Origin of the sequence: Bradyrhizobium sp. U87765 SZCCT0048, from assembly GCF_018131225.1 — a bacterium.
Lineage (GTDB): Bacteria > Pseudomonadota > Alphaproteobacteria > Rhizobiales > Xanthobacteraceae > Bradyrhizobium_A.
Genome location: NZ_JAFCMM010000004.1, coordinates 619,948 through 646,253, shown reverse-complemented (window position 1 = coordinate 646,253; position 26,306 = coordinate 619,948). Strand labels below are relative to the sequence as shown.

Here is a 26,306-nt window from a genome sequence, read left to right as displayed (position 1 = left end):
GCTGCTTTCAGGAGCGGGCCCGATGTCGGTCGTCGTCATGCGGTCAACCCTGCATGGACAACGAGGAGACACACCATGAGTGCAGCTTCGAACCCGGCCCCGGCCGGAACCAGGCATCCGACTCTCTATGAACTGTCCGGAGGCGGACTGCAGATCACCTATTCAACGTCGGGTTTCGACGGCAGGCCCCATTTCAGCTACCACTCGGCGAGCCTCAACAAGCAGTTCAGCGGCGACCAGATCCGCAGCACCGCAAGCGAACTCGGCACGCTGGTGAGCGTGGTGCTGCATGAAACCACGGACGCCGGATCGACGACGTTCACGGTGTTGATTCCGCGGGTCAATCTGCGGCTGTCGGATATCGCGCCGGTGGCCACGGAATCCATCACCACGCTGCATCGCGGATCGATCGTGGGCCAACCCAACGGCCAGGCCGATTTCTACACCGTGCAGGCGCTGTCCGGGACGGCGGCTTTCGTAGTGTTCTAGGCAGGGCGATCCCTGCCACCGGCGTCATGACTTCATCATGTGAATTTCGAACGGCCGCCACCGGATGCATCCGTGGCGCGGTCGTCAGGAGGAGTGTGTGCCATGGATCTTGCTGCCAGCGTGTACAAGCAGGACGGGACCATCCAGTGCGAGCCGGAAATCAAGCCGCGTCCGCTGAAGGTCGATGCCGATGCAATCGAAGCGATCGGGATTCGCGTCATTGGCGGGGGGCAGCATGAGCGACTGCCGATTTTCATCCCCGCGCTGTGCGGTTCGCCGACCGCCTGGGCCAACGTGTTTTCGATCGCGCTCGGCGGGGTCACGCGTCAGCAGCTTTTCCAGCTGTCGAGCCTGGGCTTCAGGATGTGGTCGTTCGCCCCGGAGCGGGCTGCGAATCCAGCCCTCGCCGGGGATGAGGATCCATTTCCTCTCGATATGGCGATCGCCGCAAATCTGCTGGGATCCGATCCGCATCCGGACCGGATCGCCGACCTGATCGGTCATACGGTGCGCGTCTATCGCACGGGCGATCCCATCCCCAAGGACTACCGGCGCGACCGGGTCAACTTCGAGACCGATCCGGGCAGCCATCGCATCGTGCGCTACTGGTTCGGGTAGGACGTCTCGGGGGCGGGGCAGTCGGTGTCCTGGCCGCAGGCGCGCATGGTGGCGCCTGCGGCACAGGCGTCGTCCTGAGGATGGCGGGCGCGGGCCGTGATCGCGCACACCAGCGCGCGGCATCTGTCGCGCCTGTTCAACGAGCATGCCGGCATGAGCGTGACGGATTACGTCAATCGCATCCGCGTCGCGTTGGCGCGGGAGCTGGTCGAAGGCACGCGGCTCGACATGGAGCGCGTCGCGGAGCGCGCCGGCTTCGCCTCCTCGCGGCAGCTGCGGCGGGCGTGGGGGCGCTTCCATGCCCTGCCGCCGAGCCGGGCCCGCGGTGCGAAGGCCGTGACGACGGCGCCATGACGTGCCCTCGCGTCTGGCCGCGCGGCTGAGCGTTCTCACACCGGCAGCGTCAGCTCCATCAGATCCCTGGCGACGACGACGCGGCCGCTGAAGTGCTTCTTGACGCCCTCGGTCCAGTCGGCGTCGGTGACGGCGGGATCGTCGCCCGGCACGAAATGGCTCAGCACCAGCGTCTTGACGCCGGCCGCGGCGGCGATGCGGCCGACATCATCGGTCGTGGTGTGGCTGTCCATCAGATGCTTCTTGAGCGTCGCGCCATTCTTCGTCTTGAGGACGAGACGGTCGACCGCCGGCTCGTACAGCACCTCGTGCACCAGCACGTCGGCGCCTTTGGCGAATTCGGCGAGCTTCGGATTGTAGGCGGTGTCACTGGAGAACACGATCGTGCCGTCCGGCGTCTCGAACTTGTAGGCGAAATTGTCGGTAATCGGCGGATGTGGCGTGCGGAACGCGGTGACCGTGACGTCCTCGGTCTTGAGCACGACGCCATTGTCGGTGATGTCCCGTGCGATCAGCAGCGGGCGGGGATCGGGGCGGCCTTCGTCGGCGATGCGGGTGTCGACGTCGAACCTGTTGAGCTCCCAGAACGTCCTGGTCATCGCCTCCAGCCCCTTGGGACCGAACGAATGCACCGGCGTCGACAGACCGGCCGCCCAGGCGTTGTAGACGAGATTGCCGTATTCGAGGTTGTGGTCGGAGTGATGGTGGCTGATGAAGATGTACTTCACCGACGGAATGGCGATGCCGGCGTTGACCAGCTGGCGGCTGACGCCCATGCCGCAGTCGATCACGTAGGGCGTGCCGTTCACCACCACGGCATTGGCCGGATTGGCCGCGCCGATCCCGACCCGGGGTCCGCCCTTGGTGCCGAGGAAGACGATGCGGGTACGCGGCTTCTTGCCGGCGTCTTCTGCCAGCGCGCGCAGCGGCGCGGTGGCCGCCGTGACGGCGCCGAAGGCGCCCGCGATCAGCAGGCCGCGACGATCGATCATGATGGGAACTCCGGCTCATCAAGGTCGCGAAGCGTAGTCTCGCCGCATGCGGCGAGGCAAGCGCTTCAGCGCAGCAGGCCGTCGAACAGCGGCAGGCCGACCACCGCGGCGAGCGCGATCAGCGCGTAGCAGATGGTGCGAAACAGCGTCTCGCTCGCCTTGCCGAACATCTGCGCGCCGAGCCACAGCCCGAACGCGAACACCGGGCCGATCAGCAGGGCGAGCTTGAGCACGTCGGAGGTCAACAGCCCGGCGACCAGGTAGCTCGCCACCGACACAACGTCGGAGCCTGCGAAGAACAGCACGATGTTGGCGCGCACCACCTGCGGCTCGATCGGCCGTCCCAGCCAGTACGCGACCACCGGCGGTCCACCCGTCTGGGCGAGGCCGCCGCAAAAGCCGGACACGCTGCCGACGGCCATGGCGATACCGCCGCGGTCGGTGCCGCGGTAGCGCCAGCCCGATGCGATCAGCGCCAGCATGGCGACGACGAAGGCCGAAATGATCCAGCGCGTCACCACCGGATCGAGGCGGGTCAGCGCATAGGTGCCGATCGGCACGCCGACGACGGCGCCGAGCACCATCGCGGTCACCGGCCGGCGGTCGGCATGTCTCAGCGCACCGGGGATCAGCGGCACGGCCGCGACCGAATCGATCACCAGCAACAGGCCGGCGACGAGGCTCGGCGCGGCAAACGTGCTCGCCAGCGGCATGAAGATCAGCGCGGAGCCGAACCCGGAAAAGCCGCGCGCGGCGCCTGCGATCAGCGCGATGGCGCCGATCGCAAGCACATGATGGGGACTGATGTCCGACGGCAGCAGTGCTGCGAAGTTCATCCGCGCAGCACGCCGCCTGTCTTCTTGGTCACCTCGGCGACGACCTTGGCCGCGACCGCGTCGATCTCCTGGTCGGTCAGGGTCTTGTCGCGCGGCTGCAGCGTCACGGCGATCGCCAGCGACTTCTTGCCGTCGTCGATGCCCTTGCCCTCGTAGAGGTCGAACACGTTCACCGCGGTGATCAGCTTGCGGTCGACGCCCTGTGCGGCGCGCACCACGTCACCGGCCTTGACGGCGCGATCGACGATGAACGCGAAGTCGCGCGACACCGGCTGGAACGGCGACAGGTCGAGCAGCGGCTTGGCCCGGGTCGGCTTCGCCTTGGCGTCGGGGATGCGGTCGAGCACCACCTCGAAGCCGACCAGCGGCCCCTCGGCATCCAGCACCTCGAGCGCGCGCGGATGCAGCTCGCCGAAATAGCCCAGCACGTTCTGCGGCCCGATCTGCAGCACGCCGGAGCGACCCGGATGCAACCACGCTGGAGCGTTCTTCGCCTCGCGCGTCGCCACCACCTGGATCGCCTGCACCGGCGCACCCGCGGCAGCGAGTACCGCCAGCGCGTCGGCCTTGGCGTCGAAGGCGTCGACGGTTGCCGAGCCCGACCAGTGCCGTCCCGGCGAGCGCGACGAGGCGAGGCCGCGGCGGATGCCGCTTGCCGCCATCTGCTGGTCCTGCGGACGGTCGCCGCGGAAGATCTGGCCGACCTCGAACAGCGCGACGTCAGGGAAACCGCGGTCGGCGTTGGCCTGCGCTGAACGCACGAGGCCCGCGAGCAGGCTCGGCCGCATGTCGGAGAGGTCCGCCGCGATCGGGTTGGCGAGCGCAAGCTCCGGCTGCCCGCCGCCGAACAGCTCGGCCTGGGCCTTGGGAATGAACGACCAGGTCACCGCTTCGATCATGCCGCGCGCCGCCAGCGCGCGCTTGGCGCGGCGCGTGCGCAGCTGCAGCGGCGTCAGCACCGGCTTGCGCGGGCTGTCGCCGCGCTCGAACGGCACCATCGGAACGCGATCGACGCCGACGATGCGCACGATCTCCTCGACGATGTCGGCCTTGCCGGAGACGTCGCTGCGCCAGGACGGCACCGCCACCTTCACCACCGGGCCATTGCCGGCCACCATGAAGCCGAGATGGCCGAGGATGCGGCGTGTCTCGATCAGCGGCACCTCGATGCCGGCGAGACGCTTGAGTTCGGTGAGCGGGTAGTCGATCACCCGGTCGTCGCCATGGGTCTTGCCGATCACCACGGCTTCCGACGGCGTGCCGCCGCACAGCTCCATCACCAGCCTGGTCGCGAGCTCGAGGCCCGGCACCATGAAGGCCGGATCGACGCCGCGCTCGAAGCGATAGCGCGCATCCGAGTTGATGCCGAGCTTGCGGCCGGTCTGGGCGATGTTGATCTCGTTCCACAGCGCCGATTCGATCAGCACGTCGGTGGTGTCGTCGGAGCAGCCCGACGCCTCGCCGCCCATGATGCCGGCGAGCGATTCGACGCCATGGTCGTCGGCGATCACGCAAACCTGGTCGTCCAGCGTGTAGGTGCGGCCGTCGAGCGCGAGCAGCGTCTCCCCGGTGCGGCCGCGCCGCACGGTGAGGTTGCCCTTGACCTTGGCGGCGTCGAACACATGCAGCGGGCGGCTGCGGTCGAACGTCATGAAGTTGGTGATGTCGACGAGGGCGTTGATCGGGCGCAGGCCGATCGAGGTCAGCCGCTTCTGCAGCCACTCCGGCGACGGGCCGTTCTTGACGCCGCGCACGAGGCGCAGCGCAAAGCCCGGACACAGCGTGGCGTCCTCGACGGTGACCTGCACCGGGCACGGGAATTCGCCCTTCACCGGCTTGATCGCCGGATCCTTCAACGTTCCCATGTCGGCGGCCGACAGGTCGCGGGCGATGCCATGCACGCCGGTGCAGTCCTGCCGGTTCGGCGTCAGGTTGATCTCGATCACGGGATCGCCGAGTTTCGCCCACTCCGCATAGGGCTGGCCGATCGGCGCGTCCGCCGGCAGCTCGATGATGCCGTCATGGTCTTCCGACAGCTGAAGCTCGGCGGCCGAGCACAGCATGCCGCGGCTCTCGACGCCGCGGATGGTGCCGACGCCAAGCGTGATGTTCTTGCCGGGAATGAAGGTGCCGGGCGGCGAGAACACGCTGACAAGGCCGGCGCGCGCGTTCGGCGCGCCGCACACCACCTGCACGGGAGCACCCTCGCCGGTGTCGACCATGCACACCCGCAGCCGGTCGGCATTGGGATGCTGCTCGGCCGAGATCACACGGGCGATGGTGAACGGCGCCAGCGCCTTGCCCTTGTCCTCGATGTGCTCGACCTCGAGGCCGATCATGGTCAGCTTGTCGGCGAGCTTGTCCAGCGGCTCGTCGGTGACGAGGTGCTCCTTCAGCCAGGACAGGGTGAACTTCATGACGACAGCCCTCCGGCCAGTGTCGGGATTTCAAGCGGCCGGAAGCCGTAGTGGTCGAGCCAGCGCACATCGGCGTCGAACAGCGCGCGCAGGTCGGGCAGGCCGTATTTCAGCATCGCGATGCGGTCGATGCCCATGCCCCAGGCGAAGCCCTGATAGACGTCGGGATCGATGTTGCAGGCGCGCAGCACGTTCGGATGAACCATGCCGCAGCCAAGAATCTCCAGCCAGTCCTCGCCCTCGCCGAAGCGGATCTCGCCCTTGTCGCGGCGGCACTGGATATCGACTTCCAGCGACGGCTCCGTGAACGGGAAGAACGACGGCCGGAAGCGCATGTTGATGTTGTCGACCTCGAAGAACGCCTTGCAGAACTCGTGCAGGATCCACTTGAGGTGGCCGAGGTGCGAGCCCTTGTCGATGACGAGGCCCTCGACCTGGTGGAATTGCGGCGTATGGGTCGCGTCCGAGTCGATGCGGTAGGTGCGGCCCGGGCAGATCACGCGGATCGGCGGCGTCTGGCTCAGCATGGTGCGCACCTGCACCGGCGAGGTGTGAGTGCGCAGCAGGAGGCGCGAGCCGTCTTCCTTCGGATTGAAGAAGAAGGTGTCGTGCATCTCGCGGGCCGGATGGCCCTCGGGGAAGTTCAGCTTGGTGAAGTTGTAGTCGTCGGTCTCGATGTCCGGACCTTCGGCCACCGCAAAGCCCATGTCGGCGAAGATGGTGGTGAGTTCGTCCCACACCTGGGTCAGCGGGTGGATGCGGCCGGCTTCGGTGGCGGTGTCGCGCAGCGGCAGGGTGACGTCGACCGTCTCGCGCGCGAGGCGGGCATCGAGCGCGGCGGCCTTCAGCACGTCGCGGCGGGCGGCGAGTGCCTGGGAGACGCCGTCCTTCACCGCGTTGATCGCGGCGCCCTCGGTCTTGCGCTGCTCCGGCGACATTTTGCCGAGGGTCGCGAGCAGTGCGGAGATCGAGCCCTTCTTGCCGAGCGCTGAGACGCGCACGGCCTCGAGCGCGGCCTCGTCGGAGGCCGCGGCGATCTGGCTGAGCAGATCGGCTTGCAGAGCGTTGAGTTCGGACATCTTGGGCCCCAAAGCGGAACAATGATCTCGGTGGATCGTCCGGCGGGGGTCAACAAGGCCCAGCCGAACGGTCGGGGCTTCAGGTCAAAGCCCCGGTCGTGTCGGCCTCGTCAGTACGGGCGTTGAAGGTCTCAGGCCGCGAGAGCGGCCTTGGCCTTTTCGGCGATCAGCTGGAAAGCCGCCGGCTCATGGATGGCCAGATCCGACAGCACCTTGCGATCCACAGTCACGCCCGACTTGGCGAGGCCGTCGATAAATCGGCTGTAGGTCAGGCCGAACGGACGCACAGCGGCGTTCAGGCGCTGGATCCAGAGGGCGCGGAAGGTGCGCTTCTTGCGCTTGCGATCACGGAAGGCGTACTGGCCGGCCTTCTCCACCGCCTGCTTGGCGGCGCGGATCGTGTTCTTGCGGCGGCCATAATAACCCTTGGCGGCCTTGTAGACTTTCTTGTGCTTGGCGTGAGCCGTCACTCCGCGCTTGACGCGAGCCATGACAGACCTCCTCAAAATCTCGAATGGTGACGAAAAACGGCCGCGATGGTGCGGCCCGGCGATCAGGGATCAGGCGTTCGGCAAGAAGTACTTCTTGACGTTGTCGCCGTCGGTCTTGAACAGCACGCGCGTGCCACGGAGCTGACGAATCTGCTTCTTCGTCCGCTTGATCATGCCGTGGCGCTTGCCGCGCTGAGCATGCTTGACCTTCCCGGAGGCGGTCACCTTGAAGCGCTTTTTAGCGCCTGACTTGGTCTTCAGCTTGGGCATTTGGCTCTCCTACTGCCGACACGCAAAAGCCGCCCGCGAGGGCGCTCGGTCGGTTAAATGCTCGCTAGAGCGTTGAAAAAGCTGGCACTTTCCAGGAAATGGAAGCGCCGGCTGGTACGTCGCCACGGCAGCCCTTGATCAGCCGGTCGACGAAGGCTGGGCTTATGGCAGAGACATGGGGAAATGGCAACCGGGAACGGAATTTATTGTGCATTGCACTATCGCATCCCCGCCGGGAACCCTATATCAGGCGTCTTCAGAATTTACTCCCGCCATCGACCGGACACATGCCCATGGCCAGGATTGCCAAGACGATCGCCATTCCCGCCGACATCGTGCGGCTCCAGCTGTTTCGCGGGATCTTCGCCGTCGCGGCCTTCGCGCTGGCGATTGCACTCGCCGGCTATTCGAAGGCCGGCGCCTCCCATGACGGCATGTGGCGGGTCACCATCATCACCCAGTCGGGCGACTGCGACCCGGCCTACAGCTACGCGGTGAAGGTCTCCGGCGGCCAGATCAGCTATTCCGGCGATGGCGGCTTCGATATCTCCGGCAGCGTCGGCGAGGGCGGCAATGTCAACGTGTCGATCGGCCGTGGCGATCAGCGCGCGAGCGCCAGCGGCAAGCTCAACGGCAACACCGGGGCCGGCCAGTGGAGCGGCAAGTCGGCCTCCACCGCCTGCAGCGGCCGTTGGGAGGCCGTGCGCAGCCTCTGACGCTGTTTCAGTCGACCGTCGGCCCGCGGGCCGGGAGCGGCGCGGCACCACTGGTGCGGCGCCGTTTTTTTTGCGTGATGCGGTGCCGGCGGGCGTTTGTCGGTGCCGGAATCAAAACGGCCCATCAGGAATCTGACGGGCCGCGCGACAGAATTTGAGATGACCGGCGCGATCGTTCAGCGCGGCGCCAGCACCATGACGACCTGACGGCCCTCGAACCTCGCGTCCTGCTCGACCTTGGCGAGTTCGGCGACATCGGCTTTGACCCGGTCGAGCAGCTTGGTGCCGATCTCCTGGTGCGCCATCTCGCGGCCCCGGTAGCGCAAGGTGATCTTGACCTTGTCGCCTTCCTCGAAGAACCGCAGCATCGCCTTCATCTTCACGCCGTAGTCGTGATCGTCGATCATCGGGCGGAGCTTGATCTCCTTGATCTCGACAACCTTCTGCTTCTTGCGAGCTTCGGCGGCCTTCTTCTGCGCCTGGAACTTGTACTTCCCGTAGTCCATGATCTTGCAGACGGGAGGCACGTTGTTCGGCGAGATCTCGACCAGATCCATGCCGGCCTCGATGGCCAGCCTGATAGCCACGATCGTCTCGATCGTGCCGTGATTGGTGCCGTGCTGGTCGATCAGCTGGATTTGCGCGTTGCGGATCTCATCGTTCGTGCGCGGTCCGTCCTTCTGGACGGGGGCTGGCGCTCTGCTGGGACGGCGAATGGGTAGAACTCCAATGTTGTTGGTGAAGCGCGTAGTCTGAAGCATTCATGGGGTGCGGGCAAGCGCAGATGCGCCGGCCGAAGCCCGGACCGCCGCGTGAGAGGTATTTTGGCCGCACAGAACGCGCCACGCGGAGCGTCGGCTCTAAAAGCCCCGGCACACATAAAAAGTGCCATCACTTTTCGCAAGCGGGATCGTGCTGCGGCCGGCGAGGAATCCTTCAAATCGCGAAAATCGTACGGAATCATGCGTTTCCCGTGCCTGGGCGGGATGAAGTCGGTTACAAAGCCGTCGTGCGGCAGGGAGAGGGATGTCGGGCGCTCTGGCAGGTATGCCCGGCAGACAGGAAAGGTCAGCAGGGATGAACGGTTCGGTCGAGACGGCGGCGGAGATGATCGAGGTCGGCAGCGGCGCGGACGCCCGCGCGATCGCCGTGCGCGCGCGGCCGGGAACCGGCCCCGGGCTGTTCTGGCTCGGCGGGTTCGCCTCGGACATGAAGGGCACCAAGGCCCAGGCGCTCGACGAGTGGGCAGCCGCGCGGGGCCGCGCGTGCATCCGTTTCGATTATTCGGGGCATGGCGAATCCGGCGGGGCGTTCATCGACGGCACCATCGGACGCTGGGCCGAAGAGAGCCTTGCGGTGTTCGACCGTTTCTGCAGCGGACCGCAGATCGTCGTTGGCTCGTCGATGGGCGGGTGGATGGCCTTGCTGCTGGCGCGGGCGCTGCGCCAGCGCACCGCGCAGCAACGCGCTTCGCTTGCCGGCATTGTGCTGATCGCGCCGGCGCCGGATTTCACCGAGGCGCTGATGTGGAAGTCGTTCTCGCCGGAGATCCGCGCCGAGATCGAGGCCAGAGGCGTATGGTACCGCCCGTCGGAGTACGGCGATCCGCAGCCGATCACGCGCCGCCTGATCGAGGACGGCCGCAACCATCTCGTGCTCGACCGCTCCATCGATACCGGTTGTCCCGTCCGCATCCTGCAGGGCGCGCGCGACCCGGACGTGCCCTGGCAGCATGCGTTCGAGCTGACCCATCGCCTGCCGAGCGAGGATGTGGTGCTGACCATGATCCAGGACGGCGATCATCGTCTGTCGCGGCCGCAGGACATCGCACGGCTGCTGGCGACGGTGGCGGAGCTGTCCTGAGATCGTCTCAGGCGTCGGGCGCGGCCAGTGCGCGCGCCCATTCCTGCTGCACGCCTGCATCGCTATCCGTTGTCACGGACGCGCGTCGCGCGAACTCGTCGGGCGCGAGCTGCGCCAGCGCCCACACCGCGGCGCCGCGCACCAGCGGGCTGGCGTCGTCGAGCAGCGCCACGGCCTCCGCGGCCAGCGCGGGATCGCCGGAGTTGCCGATTGCGATCAGCACGTTGCGCACGAAGCGGTCGCGGCCGACCCGCTTGACCGGCGATTTGGTGAAGTGGGCGCGAAACGCCGTGTCGTCGAGCCGCGCGAGATCGGCGAGCGCGGGCGCACGCAGCTCGGCGCGCGCGCTCAGCTTCGCCTCGCGGCCGGCCTGCGCGAACTTGTTCCAGGGACAGGCGGCGAGACAGTCGTCGCAGCCATAGATGCGGTTGCCCATCGCGCGGCGGAATTCATGCGGGATCGGGCCCTTGTTCTCGATCGTCAGGTACGAGATGCAGCGCCGCGCATCGAGCTGGTAGGGCGCGGGAAACGCCGCGGTCGGACAGCTGTCGAGGCAGGTGCGGCATGAGCCGCAGTGATCGGCCTCTGCGGCATCGCGCGGCAGCTCGCAGGTGGCGAAAATCGCGCCGAGAAACAGCCACGACCCGAAGCCGCGCGACACCAGATTGGTGTGCTTGCCTTGCCAGCCGAGGCCAGCCTGGTGGGCGAGCGGCTTCTCCATCACCGCGGCGGTGTCGACGAACACCTTCACGTCGCCGCCGGCCTGTGCCAGCAGCCAGCGCGCCAGCGTCTTCAGCCGCTTCTTGATGATGTCGTGATAATCGTCGCCGCGCGCATAGACCGAGATCGCCGCGCGGCTGCGGGCGTTGAGCAGCGCCATCGGGTCTTCGTCGGGGCCGTAGTTGACCCCGAGCATGATGACGGAGCGCACGTCGGGCCACAGCACCCGCGGATCGGCGCGCCGCTCCGGCGCGTTGGCCAGCCAGTCCATGTCGCCGTGGGCGCCGGATTGCAGGAAGGTCTCAAGACGCGCGCCGACGCCGGCGATCGCGGCGGGGTCAGTGATGCCGATGGTGTCGAAGCCGAGCGCGTGCGCCTCGCGGGCGAGGGCCGCCTTCAGATCGGCCGCCGCGGCGGGGGGATCGGTCAGAAGTCGAGGTCCACGTAGGTCGGCGATGCCGGGATGCCCGCCAGCCACTCGCTCAGCAGCGGACGGAACGACGGCCGCGACTTGATCCGCGCGTACCAGGCTTTCGCCGCGTCGTCCTCGCTCCATGGCACGTCGCCCACATAGTCGATGGCCGACAGGTGCGCCGCCGCGGCGAGGTCCGCGTAGGTCAGCGTGTCGCCCGCCAGGAAGTTCCGCGAGCGGGCCAGCCAGCCGATATAGGCGAGATGATAGCGCACATTGGCCTTGGCGGCGCGAATCACGTCGGTCGAGGGCGGGCCGCCGCCGTTTTCCTCGCTCATGTAGCGCTTGTAGATGCGCTCGGTGACCAGCGGGCCGCTGGCCTCCTCATAGAACTTGTCATGGAACCAGGCCATCAGCCGGCGCACCTCGATGCGCTCGGCGGGATTCGCCGGCAGCAGCCGGTGGTCGGCGAGCTCCGCGCCATGCTGTTCGTCGAGATATTCGCCGATGATGCCGGCGCCGGGGACGGCCGGCATGCCCGCGTCGACCAGCACCGGCGTGGCGCCGGCGGGGTTGAGGGCCAGAAATGCCTCCCGCCGCTCCCACACCCGCTCCTCCACCAGCCGCACATCGAGCCCGTATTCGCCGAGCGCGAGCCGGACGAAGCGCGAGTGGGGGCAGAAGGGATGGTGAAACAGGGTGAACATGCAGACCTTGGGTAGACAGGCAAAAGCTTAAAAGTTCGTCGCCGTTATATGACAGCCGTGCGCTGCACACTACCCGGGTGTGCATGATGTGAACGCCGGGCAGGGCAGCGCGGGCGCCGGCTGAGGCCGCTTTTGGCGTTGCGGGGCTGCGGCGAATAGGCCACAAGAAGCCGCTTTTTTGGGGTCAAGGGCGGCGTACGGCGCATCCCGCGCAGGCGCTTCATCCTTTTGACGGCGCATGATCTTGTCGAGAGGCCGGTTCCCGCTTTTCGCGGCCATGCGCCAGACACACGGGGCCACGCATGTTTTCCGACGCGATCAGGGCAGTCATCCTCGGCATCGTCGAAGGTTTGACCGAATTCCTGCCGGTTTCCTCGACCGGTCACCTGCTGCTGGTGACGCACATCTTCGGCCTCGACGAGGTCGGCTTCTGGAAGACCTTCAACGTACTGATCCAGCTCGGCGCCATCCTCGCCATCCTGGTGATCTACTTCCAGCGGCTGTGGCGCATCGCCATGGGCATGTTCAGCGATCCGGATGCACGGCGTTTCGTCATCGGCGTGCTGGTGGCATTCCTGCCGGCCGTTGGTGTTGGGCTGGTGGCCGGGAGCGCGATCAAAGCCGTGCTCTTCAGTCCCTGGGTCGTCTGCTTCTCGCTGATCGTCGGCGGTGCGGTGCTGCTCTGGGTCGACCAGCTCGACCTCAAGCCGCGCTATCACGACGCCACCACCTTCGCGCTGCCGATGTATCTAGGCATCGGCATCGCCCAGTGCGTTGCGATGATCCCCGGCGTGTCGCGCTCCGGCGCCAGCATCGTGTCCGCGATGCTGTTCGGCGCCGACAAGCGTTCAGCGGCGGAATTCTCGTTCTTCCTCGCGATTCCGACGATGGTCGCCGCGTTTGTCTACGACCTGTATAAGAGCCGCGCCGAGATGAGCACCGATCACCTCGCCATCATCGCGATCGGATTCGTGGTGTCGTTCATCACTGCGCTCATCGTGGTGCGCACGTTCCTCGATTTCGTCACGCGCCATGGCTTCGTATTCTTCGCCTGGTGGCGTGTCACGGTCGGCACGCTCGGCCTGATCGCGCTGGCGCTCGGCAAGTAACCGGCGGCAAGGCTGCGCTGGTCCTGATGCCGGCTGAAAATACGGATCGTACTTTCAATGAAGTCCAATCATGCCCGGGGTGGTCCCGGGCATCGGACGTCTTTGCAGCATTTCGACGCGAAAGATCTGCAGGCAAGACCTGCAAGCAAGACCTGGATGGCCGGGCGGGGCGCCTTAAGTCCCGACGCTCCGCCTCAGGCGGCGCTGCTGCGGAACTGGCCGGTCTTGCGGAAGCGCCAGAGATAGGACGGCGTGATCGCTTCCAGCGATTCCGGAACGATGCCGAGGCCTTCAAGGGTCAGGCCGGCGGTCTTCGCCGCATCCGGCACGACATTGTCGATGCGCAGCATCTCGACCTGGTCCGGCGTCAGCTTGAGCGCACCCGGCGCGAACTGCAGGAACAGCGCCTTGAGCTTGGCCAGGCCGAACGGCAGCGGCAGCAGGGTGCGGTCGCGCTCGGTGAACTTGAGGATCATCTCGAAGACCTGCCTGATCGTCAGCACCTCGGGGCCACCGAACTCATAGGTCGCGCCGCTGGTGCCGCGGCCATCGACGAGTTGAGCGATCGCCAGTCCGACGTCGCCGACAAAGGCCGGCTGCACACGGGTGTCGGCGCCAACCACCGGCAGCACCGGCAGCGCGCGGGCGAGCGCCGCGAAACGGTTGGTGAAGTCGTCTTCCTGGCCGAACAGCAGCGACGGGCGCACGACGATCGCATCCGGCACCGCGGCGCGGGCCGCGGCCTCGCCGGCGGCCTTGGCCCGGAAATAGGCGCAGGCCGACTGCGCGTCGGCGCCGATCGCGGAGACGTGCACCAGGCGCGCGCCAGCGGCCTTCGCCGCCTCCGCCACCGCGGCGGAACCCTTGTCCTGCACCGCGTCGAAGGTCTGCGCGCCGCTCTCGGTCAGGACGGCGACGAGATTGATGACGATGTCGCTGTCGCGCGCTGCGGCGGCGATCGATTCGGGGTAGCGCACATTGGCCTGCACGGCATGGATCTGGCCGACCTTGCCGAGCGGCTGCAAATGGCCGGCGAGATCAGGCCGCCGCACCGCGACACGGATGCGATAGTCGCGCTTGGCGAGCGCGCGAACCACATGGCGGCCGAGGAAGCCGGACCCGCCGAAGATCGTGACCAGGGTTTCCGACGGTCGCTTGGCTGGGAGATGGGCTTCGGTCATGGGATCTGTTCCGGGCTGGGCGCGATGAAGGCCGCGTGCGGTGCATGCTTACACCAGATAGATGACGAGGAGGGCCCTGTTCAAGGCCTCAGTGGCTCTGGCGGGCGTTCGTGACAGCTTGCGCCGCCCGCGTCCGCGTGGCGGCATGAGGTGATGCCGCTGTGCCTCAGGTTCGGCCGATCCGTCAGGGACTTGGCATGTTTATGACGACAAAGCGCATGCGCGGTGTTGACAAGGCGAAAGCGGACCCTCTATGTGTCGCGCGTTGCCCAGGTGGCGGAATTGGTAGACGCGCTGGTTTCAGGTACCAGTGGTGCAAGCCGTGAAGGTTCGAGTCCTTTCCTGGGCACCATCATCTCCTTGATGGTGCTGCCGCTCTAAATCTCCCTGACGACCGCTGCCCTGCAGTGCCCGCCCCGGGCGGATGAATCATGTCATGCGCGGGCATCCCCTGGCTGGCGCCTCCTTACATTCGCTGAGATCGTTGTGTGTCCCCCGCCGGGACGGCGCCTCGGCCGCCCGTCGACCCCGGCGATATGCACATCGCCCCCAGGCGCTGTCGTGCCCGCACGCCGATTCTCCGCGCGGCACCCCATCTCGTTCTCGCGATTCAACCTCTGATTAAGCAAGGACTCGCCTTTCGGTTGAGTTTCCAATTATTTCTGCCTTGATCGGGCCGTCGGGGACGCGTCGCGGGGACGCCGGATCCGGCGGGAGGGCTCGGCATGCGCGCGACGTCTTCTGGCAATCTCGGATCGGGTTGTGCGGCGTCAAAGCGCGCCGGCCAGGCGACGGGCAATGCCGCGATCGGATGGCCGCCGGCCACCGTCTGGGTGCCCGCATGTGCGGCGTCCGCCTATCTCTGGCTCGTGTTCGCCACCACTGTGCCATTTCCCGGCGCCATCGGCCTCAACTACAACACTCTCGGCACCGACTGGATGGTGTTCGATGGCGCGATCGGCGCCGTGCTCGCGGGCGACGCCACGCTGATCTACGATGGCGACCGCTTCACGGATCTTCTCAACACGCGCTTTGCGGCATGGCTGTCGCAGCCGCTGCCGTTTCGCCCCTGGACCTATCCGCCGAGCTTTCTGCTGCTGCTGGCGCCGTTTGCCGGGCTCGGCTTTCCGGCGTCGTATGTCGCCTTCCAGCTGGTCACGGCGGCGCTGATGATCGCCGCGCTGCGGCTCATCGCGCGCGATGGCGATGCCTGCCGCCTGCTGACGACGATGGCGCTCGCCTGTCCCGCTGCGGCCATCAATGTCATCGACGGTCAGGTCGCATTCCTGGTGATCGCGCTTACCGTCGGCGGCATCGCATGGCTCGACGCGCGTCCTGTCGCCGCCGGGCTGATCCTTGGCCTGCTGACCTTCAAACCGCAGTTCTGCATCCTGGTGCCGCTGGCGCTGATCGCGGCCGGCGCGTGGCGTGCGCTGGCCGCCGCGGCGCTGTCGGCGGTTACTCTCGCTGTCGCGAGCGCGTGGACCTTTGGCTGGCAACTGTGGGCCGACTGGCTGCCACTGATCGTCGGTCATCTGTTCAACCCCGATGCGAAATGGATCGCGTACGGCCGCATGTGGGGCCACAGCGTTCACACCTGTGCGGTGCTGCTCGGCGCGCCGGCCGGGCTGGCCACGGCCGTCCAGCTGCTGGCGGCCTGCGGCAGCGCCGCCGCGGTCGTCGCCGCGTTCCGGTCGCCGCTGCGGGCGGGCGGGCGCACCGGCGTGCTGCTCGCAGCCATGGTTCTGGCGGCGCCGCATTCCGGGCCCTATGACGCGATCGCGCTGACGGTCGCTGCAGGGCTGTGGCTGGCGGACCGCGCCGCGCCGCCGCTATGGTGCTGGACGCTGGCGTTCCTTGTGTGGCTGGTTCCGCTGCTCAGCCCGCCCCTGCTGGTCGCGGCGGGGCGGTTGTCGCCACTGCTGGTGGCCGTGCTGATCGCCTGCCTCCTGCGCTCCGGCGCCGCCACGCCGCCGATGTCCCGTCCCCTGCGGGCTATGGTCGGCTGAGGCGGCGCTCCCGGGCATTTCGTCCCGCTTTGCCGCCATGGTACATACGCCGGAACAGCGACTCGTTCCGGTCGCGGTTTTCTCGCGCTCGGGGAATGCGATGTCGCCTGGCGACGCGCAGCGCCGCAGCCCAGCTTGTGAAGGTTCGATCGAGATGACCATCCGCTTCCACCGCGGCGACCTGCCCGACCTCTCCCGCTACACCACGTCGGTTGCGATCGACACCGAGACGCTCGGCCTCAATCCGCACCGCGACCGGCTCTGCGTGGTGCAGCTGTCGAATGGCGACGGCACGGCGGACGTGGTCCAGATTCCGGCCGGCCATCGCGACGCGCCCAACCTGAAGAAGCTGCTCGGCGATCCCGCGGTCACCAAGATCTTCCATTTCGCGCGCTTCGATCTCGCCGTGCTGTTCCACACCTTCGGCGTCATGCCGCAGCCGGTCTACTGCACCAAGATCGCCTCGCGGCTGGTACGCACCTACACCGATCGGCATGGCCTGAAGGACCTCGTGCGCGAGCTGCTCGGCGTCGACCTGTCCAAGCAGCAGCAGTCGAGCGACTGGGGGGCCGCGACGCTGTCGGAAGCCCAGCTCGCCTATGCGGCGTCCGACGTGCTGCACCTGCATCAGCTGCGCCAGCGCCTCGACGAGATGCTGGTGCGCGAGCACCGCAGCGCCCTGGCGCAGGCCTGCTTCCAGTTCCTGCCGGCGCGGGCGCTGCTCGACCTCCAGGGCTGGTCCGAACAGGACATTTTCGCCCACTCCTGACGGCTTCAGCCGGACCGCGCCCCGTTTCCGTCATAGTCGTCCGCCTGTGTGACGCCATGGCAGGCTGCGTCAGGCGCCCGTTCGGACTAGATTCATTCTTTCCACCGTTGCGGAGCGGTCGTGTCGTCGATGGAGGCCCATAGCTACGAGGTGATGGAGCGGCGGTTCGCGAAAGCGGCGCGGCACAGCCGGCGCGTGCGCTTTCTGCGGAAGGCAGTTCCGGCCGTGGTGGTGGTGTCGATGGCGCTGATCGTCGGCGTGTCGGTCTTCAATCCGTTTCGCCTGCTGGCGGGGATACCGCTGTCGGTCGGCAACCTCGCGGTATCAGGCACCAAGATCACCATGGACTCGCCGCATCTCACCGGCTTCACGCCGGATCAGCGGCCCTACGACCTGCGCGCCAAGACCGCGATCCAGGACGTCACCGATCCCGTTCATGTCGAACTCCAGCAGCTCACCGCCAAGGTGCAGATGGAGGACAAGTCGACCGTCAACATGGATGCCAAGTCCGGCCTGTTCGATACCAAGGCGCAGACCCTCGATCTCAAGGACAACATCTTTCTGCAATCCTCGACCGGCTATGAAGCCCGCCTGACCCAGGCGCGCGTCGATTTCGGCAAGGGCACCGTGGCGTCCGACCAGCCGGTGGCGGTCAAGCTGCTCAACGGCACGCTCGACGCCAACCGCCTGCGCATCACCGAGAACGGCGCGCTCGTGGTCTTCGACCAGGGCGTCTCGATGATATTGATCCCGGACCAGCAGCCGCCATCCGGCGCGGCGTCGTCCGACGCGGCTGCGCATGAAGACGTCGCGCCGCCGGCGAAAAAGAAATGACGATGATGAAGATGCCGACGTTCTCCTCAAGGCTCCTGACGCGCGCGACACGTTGCGCCGGCGGCGCGCTTGCCGTGCTGGCGCTTGTCGCCACGCATGATGCGCGCGCTCAGGGCAGCACCGTGCAGCAGGGCACGCCGAACGCGATGCAGGGCTTCTCGCAGAATCGCGACAAGCCGATCCAGATCGATGCCGGCAGCCTCGAAGTGCGCGACAAGGACAAGGCCGCGACCTTCAAGGACAACGTCAAGGTGGTGCAGGGTGACACCACGATGCGCTGCAAGACGCTGGTCGTCTATTATGAGGGCGGTGCCGGGCCCGGCGGCGCCGGCGCCAATCTTGGCGCGCCGAAGCAGACGCCGGCGCCTGCGCCCGCGGCCGCGCCCGGAGGCAGCTCGTCGATCAAGCGGCTGGAGGCGCGGGGCGGCGTCATCGTCACCCAGAAGGATCAGACCGTCACTGGTGACAGCGGCGACTTCGACATGAAAACCAACATCATCACCATGCGCGGCAATGTGGTGATGACCCAGGCCGACAAGGTGCTGCGTGGCGACACCCTGATCGTCGACATGACCACCGGCGTGTCGCGGGTCGAGGTCAACAGCGGCAAGAAGGTCCAGGTGCTGATTCCCAATGTCGGCAAGGCTGGCAGCGGTGGCGGCACGTCGCTCTTCCCGAACGGCAACAACGCCGGCGAGGGGGCCCGCCCGCAGTCCAGCGCTCCGGGAAAGCCAATGAGTCTCAACGGCTTGTCAGGATCGGGCCCGCGGTGAGGTTGAACAGCGCCCGGCAAGCCTGTATCACCCTGCCCGCGGCCGTCGGCCGCGCCCGGCCGGCGGGCCCGTTGCTGGTCGGCTGATGCCGCGCGACGCAGCACCTGCGAAAGGCTGATCGGAAGCACATGGTGGATCTGCTGGGCATGTTCCGTCGCAAGGCGACGCCGCGCGGGTCGCAGGCGTTCGGCCGTGGCAAGGGAGACATCACGGCGCTCGGCAGCGAGGCGGTGCGGCCTGGCCCGCGCGAGGCGCCGGCGGTGGCGCGTCGTCCGGCCGAGCCGCAGCCGCAACGCGAAACGCCGCGCTGGATGGGCAATGCCGCCGCCGCGCCCCAGCAGGCGCAGCGGTCCGCACCGCGCGCGACGTTTCTCGCTATTCACGGCATCGAAAAATCGTTCGGCTCGCGCCAGGTGGTGCGTGGCGTCAGCCTCTATGTGCGGCGTGGCGAGGCGGTGGGCATTCTCGGTCCCAACGGCGCCGGCAAGACCACCGTGTTCTACATGATCACCGGCCTGATCAAGGCCGACCGCGGCCGCGTCGAGCTTGATGGCCACGATGTCACCAGCCTGCCGATGTATCAGCGGGCGCGGCTCGGCATCGGCTATCTGCCGCAGGAAGCGTCGATCTTTCGCGGCCTCAATGTCGAGGACAACATCCGCGCGGTGCTCGAAGTGGTCGAGCCCGATCGCCGCAAGCGCGAGCACGAACTCAACTCGCTGCTCGAGGAATTCAACATCACGCGGCTGCGCAAGTCGCCGTCGATCGCGCTGTCCGGCGGCGAGCGCCGCCGCGTCGAAATCGCGCGCGCGCTGGCGACGCGACCGAACTACATGCTGCTCGACGAGCCGTTCGCCGGTATCGATCCCATCGCGGTGGGCGACATCCAGGTGCTGGTGCGCCATCTCACCAACCGCGGCATCGGTGTGCTGATCACCGATCATAACGTTCGTGAGACGCTCGGCCTCACCGACCGCGCCTATATCGTGTATGCCGGCGAGGTGCTGACCGAAGGCAGTCCCGAGGAAATCGTCGCCGATCCCGACGTTCGCCGGCTTTACCTCGGCGAGGAATTCCGGCTTTAGTCCCGCTCACGCCACAGGCGGGAACCTGCGTCTTTCCCGCGCTGCGGCGGTCCTGCGCTGGCTCATCCTCTCTGGGCCGGAACCTGCCATGATCCGCACCGCTCGCGCCCGGCTGCAGACCCCCTGACGCGCTGCTTTTTGCCGCGTCAAGTCGTGGACTTCCCCATCAGAAAAGCTATAAGCAAAAATCGGACCAATTTTATGGAACGGCTTTTGCCTCGATGGCTCTCACCCCGAGACTAGAGTTCCGCCAGACCCAGTCGCTGGTGATGACGCCGCAGCTGATGCAGGCCATCAAGCTGCTGCAACTCTCCAATCTCGATCTGGCGGCATTCGTGGAGGAGGAGCTCGAGCGTAACCCCCTGCTGGAGCGGGCGACGGAGGGCGGCGAGCCGGCCGAAGCCGCCGACACCGCGGGCTCGTTCGAAAGCGACGGTGACGGCGAGGGAGCGAGCTTCGACGGCGCCGGTGATGGCGACGGGTTCGACCGCTCCGGTTCCAGTGGCGCCGATCCCGCACCGGAAGACTGGCTGAGCCGCGATCTCGGATCCCGCTCGGAGATGGAGCAGACCTTCGACACCGGCCTCGACAACGTATTCCCCGAGGAGCCGGCGGAAGCCGCGGCGCGAGCGGCCCAGGATGCCGCGCCCACCGCCTACACCGACTGGGGTGGCGGCTCGTCGAGCGACGAGGATTATAATCTTGAGGCGTTCGTCGCGGCCGAGCTGTCGCTCGGCGATCATCTCGCCGCCCAGCTTGCGGTCGCGTTCGCGGACCCGGCGCGACGCATGATCGGCCAGTATCTCATCGATCTCGTCGACGAGGCCGGCTACCTGCCGGCCGATCTCGGCCAGGTCGGCGAGCGGCTCGGAGCGTCGCCTGAACTGGTCGAGGGCGTGGTCGGCGTGCTGCAGACCTTCGATCCGCCCGGCATCTGCGCGCGCCATCTCGGCGAATGTCTCGCCATCCAGCTGCGCGAACGCGATCGCTTCGATCCGGCGATGCAGGCGCTGATCGAGCACCTCGATCTCCTTGCCAAGCGCGACTTCAACCAGCTGCGCAAGATCTGTGGCATCGACGACGAGGATCTCGCCGACATGATCGCCGAGATCCGCCGCCTCGATCCCAAGCCGGGACTGAAGTTCGGCGCCGCGCGCGTGCAGACGGTGGTGCCCGATGTCTATGTGCGGCCGGGCCCCGACGGCGGCTGGCTGGTCGAGCTCAACAGTGACACGCTGCCGCGCGTGCTGGTCAACCAGACCTATTACACCCAGCTGTCGAAGACGATCCGCAAGTCCGACGACAAATCCTACTTCTCCGACTGTCTGCAGAACGCGACCTGGCTGGTGCGGGCGCTCGACCAGCGCGCGCGCACCATCCTGAAGGTCGCGACCGAGATCGTGCGCCAGCAGGACGGCTTCTTCACCCACGGCGTGGCGCATCTGCGGCCGCTGAATCTCAAGACCGTCGCCGATGCCATCCAGATGCACGAATCGACGGTGTCGCGCGTCACGGCCAACAAGTACATGTCGACCAGCCGTGGCCTGTTCGAACTCAAGTACTTCTTTACCGCGTCGATTGCCGCTTCCGATGGTGGCGAGGCGCATTCTGCCGAGGCGGTGCGTCATCGCATCAAGCTGCTGATCGATGCGGAAAGTCCCGATGCCATCCTGTCCGACGATACCATCGTCGAGCAGTTGCGCGCCGACGGTATCGACATCGCGCGCCGCACCGTGGCGAAATACCGCGAAGCAATGCGTATTCCCTCATCGGTGCAGCGTCGCCGCGAAAAGCAGTCCGTGCTCGGCGCGCGGGGCCGCGGCGCGCTCGACGCCGCGGCGTCGTCCTGACCGGATAACCCGATCCTCGATAAGTCGAACTCAAAAGAGCCGCACAAAAAAGAATCGCGCTGCGCATCGTCGCCACGCGCGCCCGATGGCCTGTGCGGAAAGGCTTTCGTGGAAGGCGCGCCGTGCGCGGAATGCCTGCGCGCCGCGCCGGCGTGACGGCGCATGCAATGAATGCCGCGCGTGCGGCAAGCGATGTCGCAATGCGAACAGGCGCCGCGAGTTGCTGCGATCGTGCAACTGCGGTGGCGTGCCGCCGCGCCAGGCGATGCGCCCGCGCTGTTTCGATCCCGTGACATTGCACCCGCTTGACGGCGACATCAACTGTCGAAATGCTACGTCCATGCGCAAAGCCCGGTCGTGGCGGATCGCGACGGACGAGGACGATGCGCAAGTGATGGCTTGAGCAAGTACTGTCTTAAGCAAGTGCTGTCTTGAGTGTGCTGTCTTGAGCAAGAGTCTGTCTTAGGCAGGTGTCTTTCCAGGGAGTGCCTTTCTTGCGAAAGCGCGTCTTTCCGGGTGAAGCGTCCGTCGCCGTGATCTGCGAGGCGAAACCATGACGATCAGAGTCTCGGGCAAGAGCATCAGTGTCGGTGAAGCCCTGCGCGGTCGCGTCAGCGATCGCACCGAGGAGGTTCTGAGAAAGTATTTCGACGGCAACTATTCCGGTCACATCACCTTGAGCAAGGACGGCTTCGGCTTTCGCACCGATTGCCTGCTGCATCTCGATTCCGGAATTACGCTCGAAGCCGAATCGATGGCTGCCGATGCTTATGTCAGTGCCGACCAGGCCCTGCTGCAGATCGAAAAGCGCCTGCGCCGCTACAAGAGCCGTCTCAAGGATCGCTCCACCCGCAAGGCGCACGCAAGCGCCGCCGTTGCCCTCGCCGGGCTCGACGCGCCGAGCTATGTCATCGAGGCGCCGGGCGAGCACGACGACGAGGTCACGACGTTCAATCCGGTGATCATCGCCGAGAGCACGACGTCGCTGAAATCGCTGTCGGTCAGCGAAGCGGTGATGGAGCTCGACTTCACCGGTGCGCCGGTGATCGTCTTCCAGCACGGCTCCAGCGGCCGCATCAATGTGATTTACCGCCGGGCGGACGGCAATGTCGGATGGATCGATCCGCCACGGGTGAGTGCGGAACCTGCGAGCTGAATCGTGTTGATTCCACAGCTAATTTTGGTTCCCGTGGGGAACGGGGGAAGGGCTGTCGCCATGATCGGAACTTCCACACCGCCTCGTGAGGAACGCCATTGACGCCTTGCCGGGCCGTCCCTATGGTCCGGCGCCTTTGAGGGCCCAGGCAGCCCTGCACGACACCCGTACCGGGCTGCAGCCTGCCTGGGACGAATTGCAACCTGCTGCTCAGATTAACCTGGCATAGCGTTATCCTCGGAACGTCCCATGATGATCACTGATCTGGTCGCGCCCGAGGCGATTCTCCCGGCGTTGAAGGTCAACGGCAAGAAGCAGGCCCTCCAGGAGCTCGCGGCGCGCGCCGCCGCGCTCACCGGACAGAACGAGCGGGCGATCTTCGAAGTGCTGTTGCAGCGGGAGAAGCTCGGAACGACCGCCGTCGGCTATGGCGTTGCCATTCCGCACGGCAAGCTGCCGAAGCTGGAAAAGCTGTTCGGCCTGTTCGCACGGATGGAACGCCCGATCGATTTCGAGGCGATGGATGGCCAGCCGGTAGACCTGATGTTTCTGCTGCTGGCGCCGGAAGGCGCCGGCGCCGATCATCTCAAGGCGCTGGCGCGCATCGCACGGCTGCTGCGCGATCAGGAGATCGCCAAGAAGCTGCGGGCGTCGAGCGATGCGCAGGCGCTGTATTCGGTGCTTGCGTTGCCGCCGGCGACGGCGGCCTGACACCGCCGCGGTCACGTCACCGGCGCGTCCCGCGCCCAGCATCCCGTCCATTCGGTTCCGGCCGCGCCAGAGGCGCGGCGGAACATGTCGGGGGTCAGTGCACGCTGACCGCTTCCAGCTCGTTGCTCCATGCATTCGCGATCGCCGCCTCGCGGCTGTCGGTCAGCATGATCGGCGTGCCGTCTGCGGAATGCAGGGTGAAGAGCTTGAGGCCCGGCGCGATTTCGGGCGCCTGGGGAAACAGGCTCGGCACATCCTCGGATCGGATCTGCTTGACGTAGGCAATGTGTCCCGCGCCCAGCGCAGCCAGCGCTTCAGGCGACACGTCGGTCACGTCGGTGGTCGGGGTGGTGTTGAGTTCGGTCATGGTCTCGACTCCTTACAGCTACAAGCGGTCGAGTCCGCTGTCGTTCACTTATTATTCGTGCTCATTGATAGCGATTGTCTTAACGACCCTTTCAGGTTCCGGCCTGGCGAGGTCGACCGACAACAGCCCGTTCTTCAGATCCGCACCCAGCACCTGCATCCCGTCCGCCAGCACGAAAGTTCGCTGGAACAGCCGCGCGGCGATGCCGCGATGGATGTATTGCCGTGTCTTGTCGTCCTGCTGGCGACCGCGGATGACGAGCTGCTTCTCCTCGACGGTGACATCGAGCTGGTCGCGGGTGAAACCCGCCACCGCCAGCGTGATGCGCAGGCGTTCAGGCTGACCGCTTTCGCGCTCGAGCCGCTCGATGTTGTAGGGAGGGTAGCCGTCCGCGCCCTTCACGACGCGATCGAGCGCACGCTCGATTTCGTCGAATCCCAGAAGGAACGGACTGGACAACGATGGAACACGAGACATCTCGCAAAGTCCTCTCGAAGCGACTTTGACGGGGCCCAGGATTGGCACCCCTGACGGGCGGCAACCGCCGTCCGTTGGATATCATATGTGCATCGCCAAACAGCATTCAAGGACCCGGAACCTGTCGTCAGCGGCTTGAAAACGTTAAGGGATTAACGCCGGAGGTTTTTTCGGCCTGCAGGTTCACTCCTTGAGCCGCTCGGCGATGAATGCCTCGGGATCGGCGTAGAACTCGCGCAGCACCTGGAAATGGTCGGTGGCTTCGAGCGCGACCGGTTCCAGGCCGGCCCGGGTGAGCCGCAGCAGCGTGACGTCGGGCATGGCCATTAGCAGGGGAGAATGGGTCGCAATCAGGACCTGGCAGTGCCGGGAGGCCTGCATGCGTCCCAGCAGCTTGAGGAACTCGACCTGGCGGTTGGGAGACAGCGCCGATTCCGGCTCGTCGAAAATGTAGATCCCCTGACGATCGCAGCGCTCCTCGAAAAAGCGCAGGAAGCCTTCGCCATGGGAGTGCGACAGGAAGTTCGGTGGCCCCGAGCCTCTGCCGGCCTCGATCGCAGCGGCGTCCAGATAGCGCGCCACGCTGAAAAAGGATTCGGCGCGGAAGAACCAGCCCCCGGTGATCTTGGGCAGCCAGGAGGCTTTCAGGGCGGGCGCCAGCTCACCACCGCTCTTGTCGAGCGCGCCGGAGTGGTCCACCGGGCGATAGCCCTTGCCGCCGCCGGCCTCGTCATAGCCGGCGAGCTTGGCGATGCCTTCCAGCAGAGTCGACTTGCCGGTGCCGTTCTCGCCGACGATCACGGTGATGGCTTTGTCGAACTGCAGCTCGAAACCGCTGGCGAACAGCGGCAGGCAGAACGGGTAGCGTTCGCGGTTGCTGTCGGCGACCCTCGTCATGTCCAGGGTGATGCGCCGCAGGTAGGGCGCCGGCAGGTTGATCGGGCGTCGCCGCCCCTTCATATGGTCAGCCGCCGCCGGCCGTCGGCGCTGAACAGGTGCAGCTTGCCGCGCGGCGCCACCACGCGCAGCCGCTCGCCGATGTCCGGCGCGGTCTGGCCGGGGATGCGGACGATCAGCTCGCTCGAAGGGCCGCTGCCGCCGTCGGCGCGACGGCCGTAGACGAAGATTTCAGGGCCGACCAGTTCGACGGCCTCGACCGTGATGTCGAGCGCGAGGCCGCCCGGTGGCGGCGCCTCGCTGGACACGGTGAGATCCTCCGGGCGCACGCCGAGAATGGCGCCGGTCTCCGCCGCCGGCGCCGCCAGCGCGGCTGCCTCCGCCGGCGCCAGCGGCCACAGGTTCATCGGCGGCGCGCCGATGAAGGCGGCGACGAAGGTCGTGGCCGGCGCCTTGTAGACCTCGAGCGGGTGGCCGATCTGCTCGACCGCGCCGCCGTTCATCACCACCAGCATGTCGGCGAGCGTCATCGCCTCGAGCTGGTCATGGGTGACATAGATCGAGGTGGTCTTGAGCCGCCGCTGCAGCTTGCTGATCTCGACCCGCATCGCGATGCGCAGCTTGGCGTCGAGGTTGGACAGCGGCTCGTCGAACAGGAACACCTTGGGGTGGCGCACGATCGCCCGCCCCATCGCCACGCGCTGGCGCTGGCCGCCGGACAGCTGCTTGGGCTTGCGCGCGAGCATCGGCCCGATTTCCAGCACCTGCGCCGCCTCGCGCACCCGCGCGTCGATCTCCGCCTTCGCCACGCCGCGGTTGCGCAGGCCATAGGCCATGTTGTCGTAGACGCTCATGTGCGGGTAGAGCGCGTAGTTCTGGAACACCATGGCGATGTCCCGGTCGGCGGGCTCGACCTCGTTGACGACGCGGCCGCCGATGTCGATGGCGCCGCCGGTGATGGTTTCGAGGCCCGCCACCATCCGCAGCAGGGTCGACTTGCCGCAGCCCGACGGGCCGACCAGCACGCACAGCGCGCCGTCGGCGACCTCGAAGCTCACACCCTTGATGGCGTCGACGCCGCCCGGATAGGTCTTGCGGACATCACGCAATACGACGTTGGCCAT

The 26,306-nt window shown here is 66.7% G+C and carries 28 protein-coding genes, 1 tRNA gene and 1 pseudogene; 15 read left to right on the top strand and 15 right to left on the bottom strand.

The window, feature by feature from the left end:
• Positions 1-75 precede the first annotated feature (75 nt).
• From JQ639_RS25780 to JQ639_RS25770, 3 genes and pseudogenes are all read left to right on the top strand, one after another.
• Complete coding sequence (locus JQ639_RS25780; protein WP_211968727.1) at positions 76-489, top strand: hypothetical protein; 414 nt, start codon at positions 76-78, stop codon at positions 487-489.
• 102 nt (positions 490-591) lie between these two features.
• Positions 592-1,107, top strand: a complete 516-nt coding sequence (locus tag JQ639_RS25775) for a hypothetical protein (RefSeq protein ID WP_211968728.1) — start codon at positions 592-594, stop codon at positions 1,105-1,107.
• Positions 1,108-1,200: 93 nt separating this feature from the next.
• A pseudogene (locus tag JQ639_RS25770) lies at positions 1,201-1,461 on the top strand (helix-turn-helix domain-containing protein); the annotation flags it as partial.
• A 35-nt stretch (positions 1,462-1,496) separates the two neighbouring features.
• Here the strand turns inward: JQ639_RS25770 and JQ639_RS25765 are convergent.
• From JQ639_RS25765 to rpmI, 6 genes are all read right to left on the bottom strand, one after another.
• On the bottom strand, positions 1,497-2,453 hold the full coding sequence (locus JQ639_RS25765) for an MBL fold metallo-hydrolase (protein ID WP_211968730.1): 957 nt from the start codon (positions 2,451-2,453) through the stop codon (positions 1,497-1,499).
• Between the two features lie 65 nt (positions 2,454-2,518).
• Positions 2,519-3,289 (bottom strand): sulfite exporter TauE/SafE family protein, encoded by a 771-nt coding sequence (locus tag JQ639_RS25760; protein WP_211968731.1) that lies wholly within the window; start codon positions 3,287-3,289, stop codon positions 2,519-2,521.
• A complete protein-coding gene (pheT, locus tag JQ639_RS25755) occupies positions 3,286-5,706 on the bottom strand; it encodes a phenylalanine--tRNA ligase subunit beta (RefSeq protein WP_211968732.1) in 2,421 nt (806 codons plus the stop codon). Before pheT ends, JQ639_RS25760 begins: the two co-directional genes overlap by 4 nt.
• Positions 5,703-6,785, bottom strand: coding sequence for a phenylalanine--tRNA ligase subunit alpha (pheS, locus tag JQ639_RS25750; RefSeq protein ID WP_211968733.1), 1,083 nt, complete (start codon positions 6,783-6,785; stop codon positions 5,703-5,705). Before pheS ends, pheT begins: the two co-directional genes overlap by 4 nt.
• A gap of 131 nt (positions 6,786-6,916) precedes the next feature.
• Complete coding sequence (rplT, locus tag JQ639_RS25745) at positions 6,917-7,276, bottom strand: 50S ribosomal protein L20 (protein ID WP_211968734.1); 360 nt, start codon at positions 7,274-7,276, stop codon at positions 6,917-6,919.
• 69 nt (positions 7,277-7,345) lie between these two features.
• Positions 7,346-7,546 (bottom strand): 50S ribosomal protein L35, encoded by a 201-nt coding sequence (gene rpmI, locus JQ639_RS25740; protein ID WP_211968735.1) that lies wholly within the window; start codon positions 7,544-7,546, stop codon positions 7,346-7,348.
• 293 nt (positions 7,547-7,839) lie between these two features.
• On the opposite strand from rpmI, the gene JQ639_RS25735 reads away from it, so the two are divergent.
• Complete coding sequence (locus tag JQ639_RS25735) at positions 7,840-8,262, top strand: hypothetical protein (protein WP_211968736.1); 423 nt, start codon at positions 7,840-7,842, stop codon at positions 8,260-8,262.
• Between the two features lie 176 nt (positions 8,263-8,438).
• On the opposite strand, the gene infC is transcribed toward JQ639_RS25735, so the two are convergent.
• Positions 8,439-8,978 carry a translation initiation factor IF-3 gene (gene infC, locus JQ639_RS25730; protein ID WP_211969061.1) on the bottom strand — a complete coding sequence of 180 codons (540 nt, stop codon included), beginning with the start codon at positions 8,976-8,978 and terminating at the stop codon, positions 8,439-8,441.
• A 361-nt stretch (positions 8,979-9,339) separates the two neighbouring features.
• On the opposite strand from infC, the gene JQ639_RS25725 reads away from it, so the two are divergent.
• A complete protein-coding gene (locus JQ639_RS25725; RefSeq protein ID WP_211968737.1) occupies positions 9,340-10,125 on the top strand; it encodes an alpha/beta hydrolase in 786 nt (261 codons plus the stop codon).
• A 7-nt stretch (positions 10,126-10,132) separates the two neighbouring features.
• Here JQ639_RS25725 and queG read toward each other — a convergent pair whose 3' ends face one another.
• Both queG and JQ639_RS25715 read right to left on the bottom strand, forming a co-directional pair.
• Positions 10,133-11,323 carry a tRNA epoxyqueuosine(34) reductase QueG gene (gene queG / locus JQ639_RS25720; protein WP_211968738.1) on the bottom strand — a complete coding sequence of 397 codons (1,191 nt, stop codon included), beginning with the start codon at positions 11,321-11,323 and terminating at the stop codon, positions 10,133-10,135.
• Positions 11,272-11,964, bottom strand: coding sequence for a glutathione S-transferase family protein (locus JQ639_RS25715; protein WP_211968739.1), 693 nt, complete (start codon positions 11,962-11,964; stop codon positions 11,272-11,274). Before JQ639_RS25715 ends, queG begins: the two co-directional genes overlap by 52 nt.
• 302 nt (positions 11,965-12,266) lie before the next feature.
• Between JQ639_RS25715 and JQ639_RS25710 the strand changes: the two genes are divergently transcribed.
• Positions 12,267-13,073, top strand: coding sequence for an undecaprenyl-diphosphate phosphatase (locus JQ639_RS25710; RefSeq protein ID WP_211968740.1), 807 nt, complete (start codon positions 12,267-12,269; stop codon positions 13,071-13,073).
• A gap of 194 nt (positions 13,074-13,267) precedes the next feature.
• On the opposite strand, the gene JQ639_RS25705 is transcribed toward JQ639_RS25710, so the two are convergent.
• Positions 13,268-14,254 (bottom strand): complex I NDUFA9 subunit family protein, encoded by a 987-nt coding sequence (locus tag JQ639_RS25705; protein WP_211968741.1) that lies wholly within the window; start codon positions 14,252-14,254, stop codon positions 13,268-13,270.
• Positions 14,255-14,521: 267 nt separating this feature from the next.
• Here JQ639_RS25705 and JQ639_RS25700 point away from each other — a divergent pair.
• From JQ639_RS25700 to rpoN, 7 genes are all read left to right on the top strand, one after another.
• Positions 14,522-14,606 (top strand) — tRNA-Leu (locus tag JQ639_RS25700).
• Positions 14,607-14,979: 373 nt separating this feature from the next.
• Complete coding sequence (locus tag JQ639_RS25695; protein ID WP_211968742.1) at positions 14,980-16,263, top strand: glycosyltransferase family 87 protein; 1,284 nt, start codon at positions 14,980-14,982, stop codon at positions 16,261-16,263.
• Between the two features lie 154 nt (positions 16,264-16,417).
• Entirely contained in the window at positions 16,418-17,032 is a 615-nt protein-coding gene (locus JQ639_RS25690) for a ribonuclease D (protein ID WP_211969062.1), read from the top strand.
• Between the two features lie 129 nt (positions 17,033-17,161).
• Entirely contained in the window at positions 17,162-17,866 is a 705-nt protein-coding gene (gene lptC / locus JQ639_RS25685) for an LPS export ABC transporter periplasmic protein LptC (RefSeq protein WP_211969063.1), read from the top strand.
• Between the two features lie 5 nt (positions 17,867-17,871).
• Entirely contained in the window at positions 17,872-18,639 is a 768-nt protein-coding gene (locus JQ639_RS25680; protein WP_211969064.1) for an LptA/OstA family protein, read from the top strand.
• Positions 18,640-18,767: 128 nt separating this feature from the next.
• A complete protein-coding gene (gene lptB, locus JQ639_RS25675) occupies positions 18,768-19,724 on the top strand; it encodes an LPS export ABC transporter ATP-binding protein (protein ID WP_211968743.1) in 957 nt (318 codons plus the stop codon).
• Between the two features lie 221 nt (positions 19,725-19,945).
• A complete protein-coding gene (gene rpoN, locus JQ639_RS25670; RefSeq protein WP_211968744.1) occupies positions 19,946-21,574 on the top strand; it encodes an RNA polymerase factor sigma-54 in 1,629 nt (542 codons plus the stop codon).
• A 30-nt stretch (positions 21,575-21,604) separates the two neighbouring features.
• Here the strand turns inward: rpoN and JQ639_RS25665 are convergent, their stop codons facing one another.
• The gene (locus tag JQ639_RS25665) at positions 21,605-21,916 is read right to left on the bottom strand and encodes a hypothetical protein (protein ID WP_211968745.1); all 312 of its coding nucleotides are present in this window, start codon (positions 21,914-21,916) and stop codon (positions 21,605-21,607) included.
• 211 nt (positions 21,917-22,127) lie between these two features.
• Here JQ639_RS25665 and hpf point away from each other — a divergent pair, with 211 nt between their 5' ends.
• Positions 22,128-22,730 (top strand): ribosome hibernation-promoting factor, HPF/YfiA family, encoded by a 603-nt coding sequence (gene hpf, locus JQ639_RS25660; RefSeq protein ID WP_211968746.1) that lies wholly within the window; start codon positions 22,128-22,130, stop codon positions 22,728-22,730.
• 249 nt (positions 22,731-22,979) lie between these two features.
• On the top strand, positions 22,980-23,441 hold the full coding sequence (gene ptsN, locus JQ639_RS25655; protein ID WP_211968747.1) for a PTS IIA-like nitrogen regulatory protein PtsN: 462 nt from the start codon (positions 22,980-22,982) through the stop codon (positions 23,439-23,441).
• Between the two features lie 94 nt (positions 23,442-23,535).
• Here ptsN and JQ639_RS25650 read toward each other — a convergent pair whose 3' ends face one another.
• The 4 genes from JQ639_RS25650 to JQ639_RS25635 form a co-directional block, all read right to left on the bottom strand.
• Positions 23,536-23,808 carry a BQ00720 family protein gene (locus JQ639_RS25650; RefSeq protein ID WP_211968748.1) on the bottom strand — a complete coding sequence of 91 codons (273 nt, stop codon included), beginning with the start codon at positions 23,806-23,808 and terminating at the stop codon, positions 23,536-23,538.
• A gap of 51 nt (positions 23,809-23,859) precedes the next feature.
• Positions 23,860-24,285, bottom strand: a complete 426-nt coding sequence (locus tag JQ639_RS25645) for an Hsp20 family protein (protein ID WP_211968749.1) — start codon at positions 24,283-24,285, stop codon at positions 23,860-23,862.
• A gap of 183 nt (positions 24,286-24,468) precedes the next feature.
• Positions 24,469-25,245 carry an AAA family ATPase gene (locus JQ639_RS25640; RefSeq protein ID WP_211968750.1) on the bottom strand — a complete coding sequence of 259 codons (777 nt, stop codon included), beginning with the start codon at positions 25,243-25,245 and terminating at the stop codon, positions 24,469-24,471.
• On the bottom strand, positions 25,242-26,306 hold the full coding sequence (locus JQ639_RS25635) for a sn-glycerol-3-phosphate import ATP-binding protein UgpC (protein ID WP_211968751.1): 1,065 nt from the start codon (positions 26,304-26,306) through the stop codon (positions 25,242-25,244). The genes JQ639_RS25640 and JQ639_RS25635 overlap by 4 nt, the downstream gene beginning before the upstream one ends.

What these genes read in the sequence shown, in the direction of transcription:
- JQ639_RS25780 (WP_211968727.1), top strand. Translation starts at nt 76, where the DNA reads ATGAGTGCAGCTTCGAACCCGGCCCCGGCCGGAACCAGGCATCCGACT.
- JQ639_RS25775 (WP_211968728.1), top strand. Translation starts at nt 592, where the DNA reads ATGGATCTTGCTGCCAGCGTGTACAAGCAGGACGGGACCATCCAGTGC.
- JQ639_RS25765 (WP_211968730.1), bottom strand. Translation starts at nt 2,453, where the DNA reads ATGATCGATCGTCGCGGCCTGCTGATCGCGGGCGCCTTCGGCGCCGTC.
- JQ639_RS25760 (WP_211968731.1), bottom strand. Translation starts at nt 3,289, where the DNA reads ATGAACTTCGCAGCACTGCTGCCGTCGGACATCAGTCCCCATCATGTG.
- pheT (WP_211968732.1), bottom strand. Translation starts at nt 5,706, where the DNA reads ATGAAGTTCACCCTGTCCTGGCTGAAGGAGCACCTCGTCACCGACGAG.
- pheS (WP_211968733.1), bottom strand. Translation starts at nt 6,785, where the DNA reads ATGTCCGAACTCAACGCTCTGCAAGCCGATCTGCTCAGCCAGATCGCC.
- rplT (WP_211968734.1), bottom strand. Translation starts at nt 7,276, where the DNA reads ATGGCTCGCGTCAAGCGCGGAGTGACGGCTCACGCCAAGCACAAGAAA.
- rpmI (WP_211968735.1), bottom strand. Translation starts at nt 7,546, where the DNA reads ATGCCCAAGCTGAAGACCAAGTCAGGCGCTAAAAAGCGCTTCAAGGTG.
- JQ639_RS25735 (WP_211968736.1), top strand. Translation starts at nt 7,840, where the DNA reads ATGGCCAGGATTGCCAAGACGATCGCCATTCCCGCCGACATCGTGCGG.
- JQ639_RS25725 (WP_211968737.1), top strand. Translation starts at nt 9,340, where the DNA reads ATGAACGGTTCGGTCGAGACGGCGGCGGAGATGATCGAGGTCGGCAGC.
- JQ639_RS25715 (WP_211968739.1), bottom strand. Translation starts at nt 11,964, where the DNA reads ATGTTCACCCTGTTTCACCATCCCTTCTGCCCCCACTCGCGCTTCGTC.
- JQ639_RS25710 (WP_211968740.1), top strand. Translation starts at nt 12,267, where the DNA reads ATGTTTTCCGACGCGATCAGGGCAGTCATCCTCGGCATCGTCGAAGGT.
- JQ639_RS25705 (WP_211968741.1), bottom strand. Translation starts at nt 14,254, where the DNA reads ATGACCGAAGCCCATCTCCCAGCCAAGCGACCGTCGGAAACCCTGGTC.
- JQ639_RS25695 (WP_211968742.1), top strand. Translation starts at nt 14,980, where the DNA reads ATGCGCGCGACGTCTTCTGGCAATCTCGGATCGGGTTGTGCGGCGTCA.
- JQ639_RS25690 (WP_211969062.1), top strand. Translation starts at nt 16,418, where the DNA reads ATGACCATCCGCTTCCACCGCGGCGACCTGCCCGACCTCTCCCGCTAC.
- lptC (WP_211969063.1), top strand. Translation starts at nt 17,162, where the DNA reads ATGGAGGCCCATAGCTACGAGGTGATGGAGCGGCGGTTCGCGAAAGCG.
- JQ639_RS25680 (WP_211969064.1), top strand. Translation starts at nt 17,872, where the DNA reads ATGAAGATGCCGACGTTCTCCTCAAGGCTCCTGACGCGCGCGACACGT.
- lptB (WP_211968743.1), top strand. Translation starts at nt 18,768, where the DNA reads ATGGTGGATCTGCTGGGCATGTTCCGTCGCAAGGCGACGCCGCGCGGG.
- rpoN (WP_211968744.1), top strand. Translation starts at nt 19,946, where the DNA reads ATGGCTCTCACCCCGAGACTAGAGTTCCGCCAGACCCAGTCGCTGGTG.
- JQ639_RS25665 (WP_211968745.1), bottom strand. Translation starts at nt 21,916, where the DNA reads ATGGACGTAGCATTTCGACAGTTGATGTCGCCGTCAAGCGGGTGCAAT.
- hpf (WP_211968746.1), top strand. Translation starts at nt 22,128, where the DNA reads ATGACGATCAGAGTCTCGGGCAAGAGCATCAGTGTCGGTGAAGCCCTG.
- ptsN (WP_211968747.1), top strand. Translation starts at nt 22,980, where the DNA reads ATGATGATCACTGATCTGGTCGCGCCCGAGGCGATTCTCCCGGCGTTG.
- JQ639_RS25650 (WP_211968748.1), bottom strand. Translation starts at nt 23,808, where the DNA reads ATGACCGAACTCAACACCACCCCGACCACCGACGTGACCGACGTGTCG.
- JQ639_RS25645 (WP_211968749.1), bottom strand. Translation starts at nt 24,285, where the DNA reads ATGTCTCGTGTTCCATCGTTGTCCAGTCCGTTCCTTCTGGGATTCGAC.
- JQ639_RS25640 (WP_211968750.1), bottom strand. Translation starts at nt 25,245, where the DNA reads ATGAAGGGGCGGCGACGCCCGATCAACCTGCCGGCGCCCTACCTGCGG.
- JQ639_RS25635 (WP_211968751.1), bottom strand. Translation starts at nt 26,306, where the DNA reads ATGGCCAACGTCGTATTGCGTGATGTCCGCAAGACCTATCCGGGCGGC.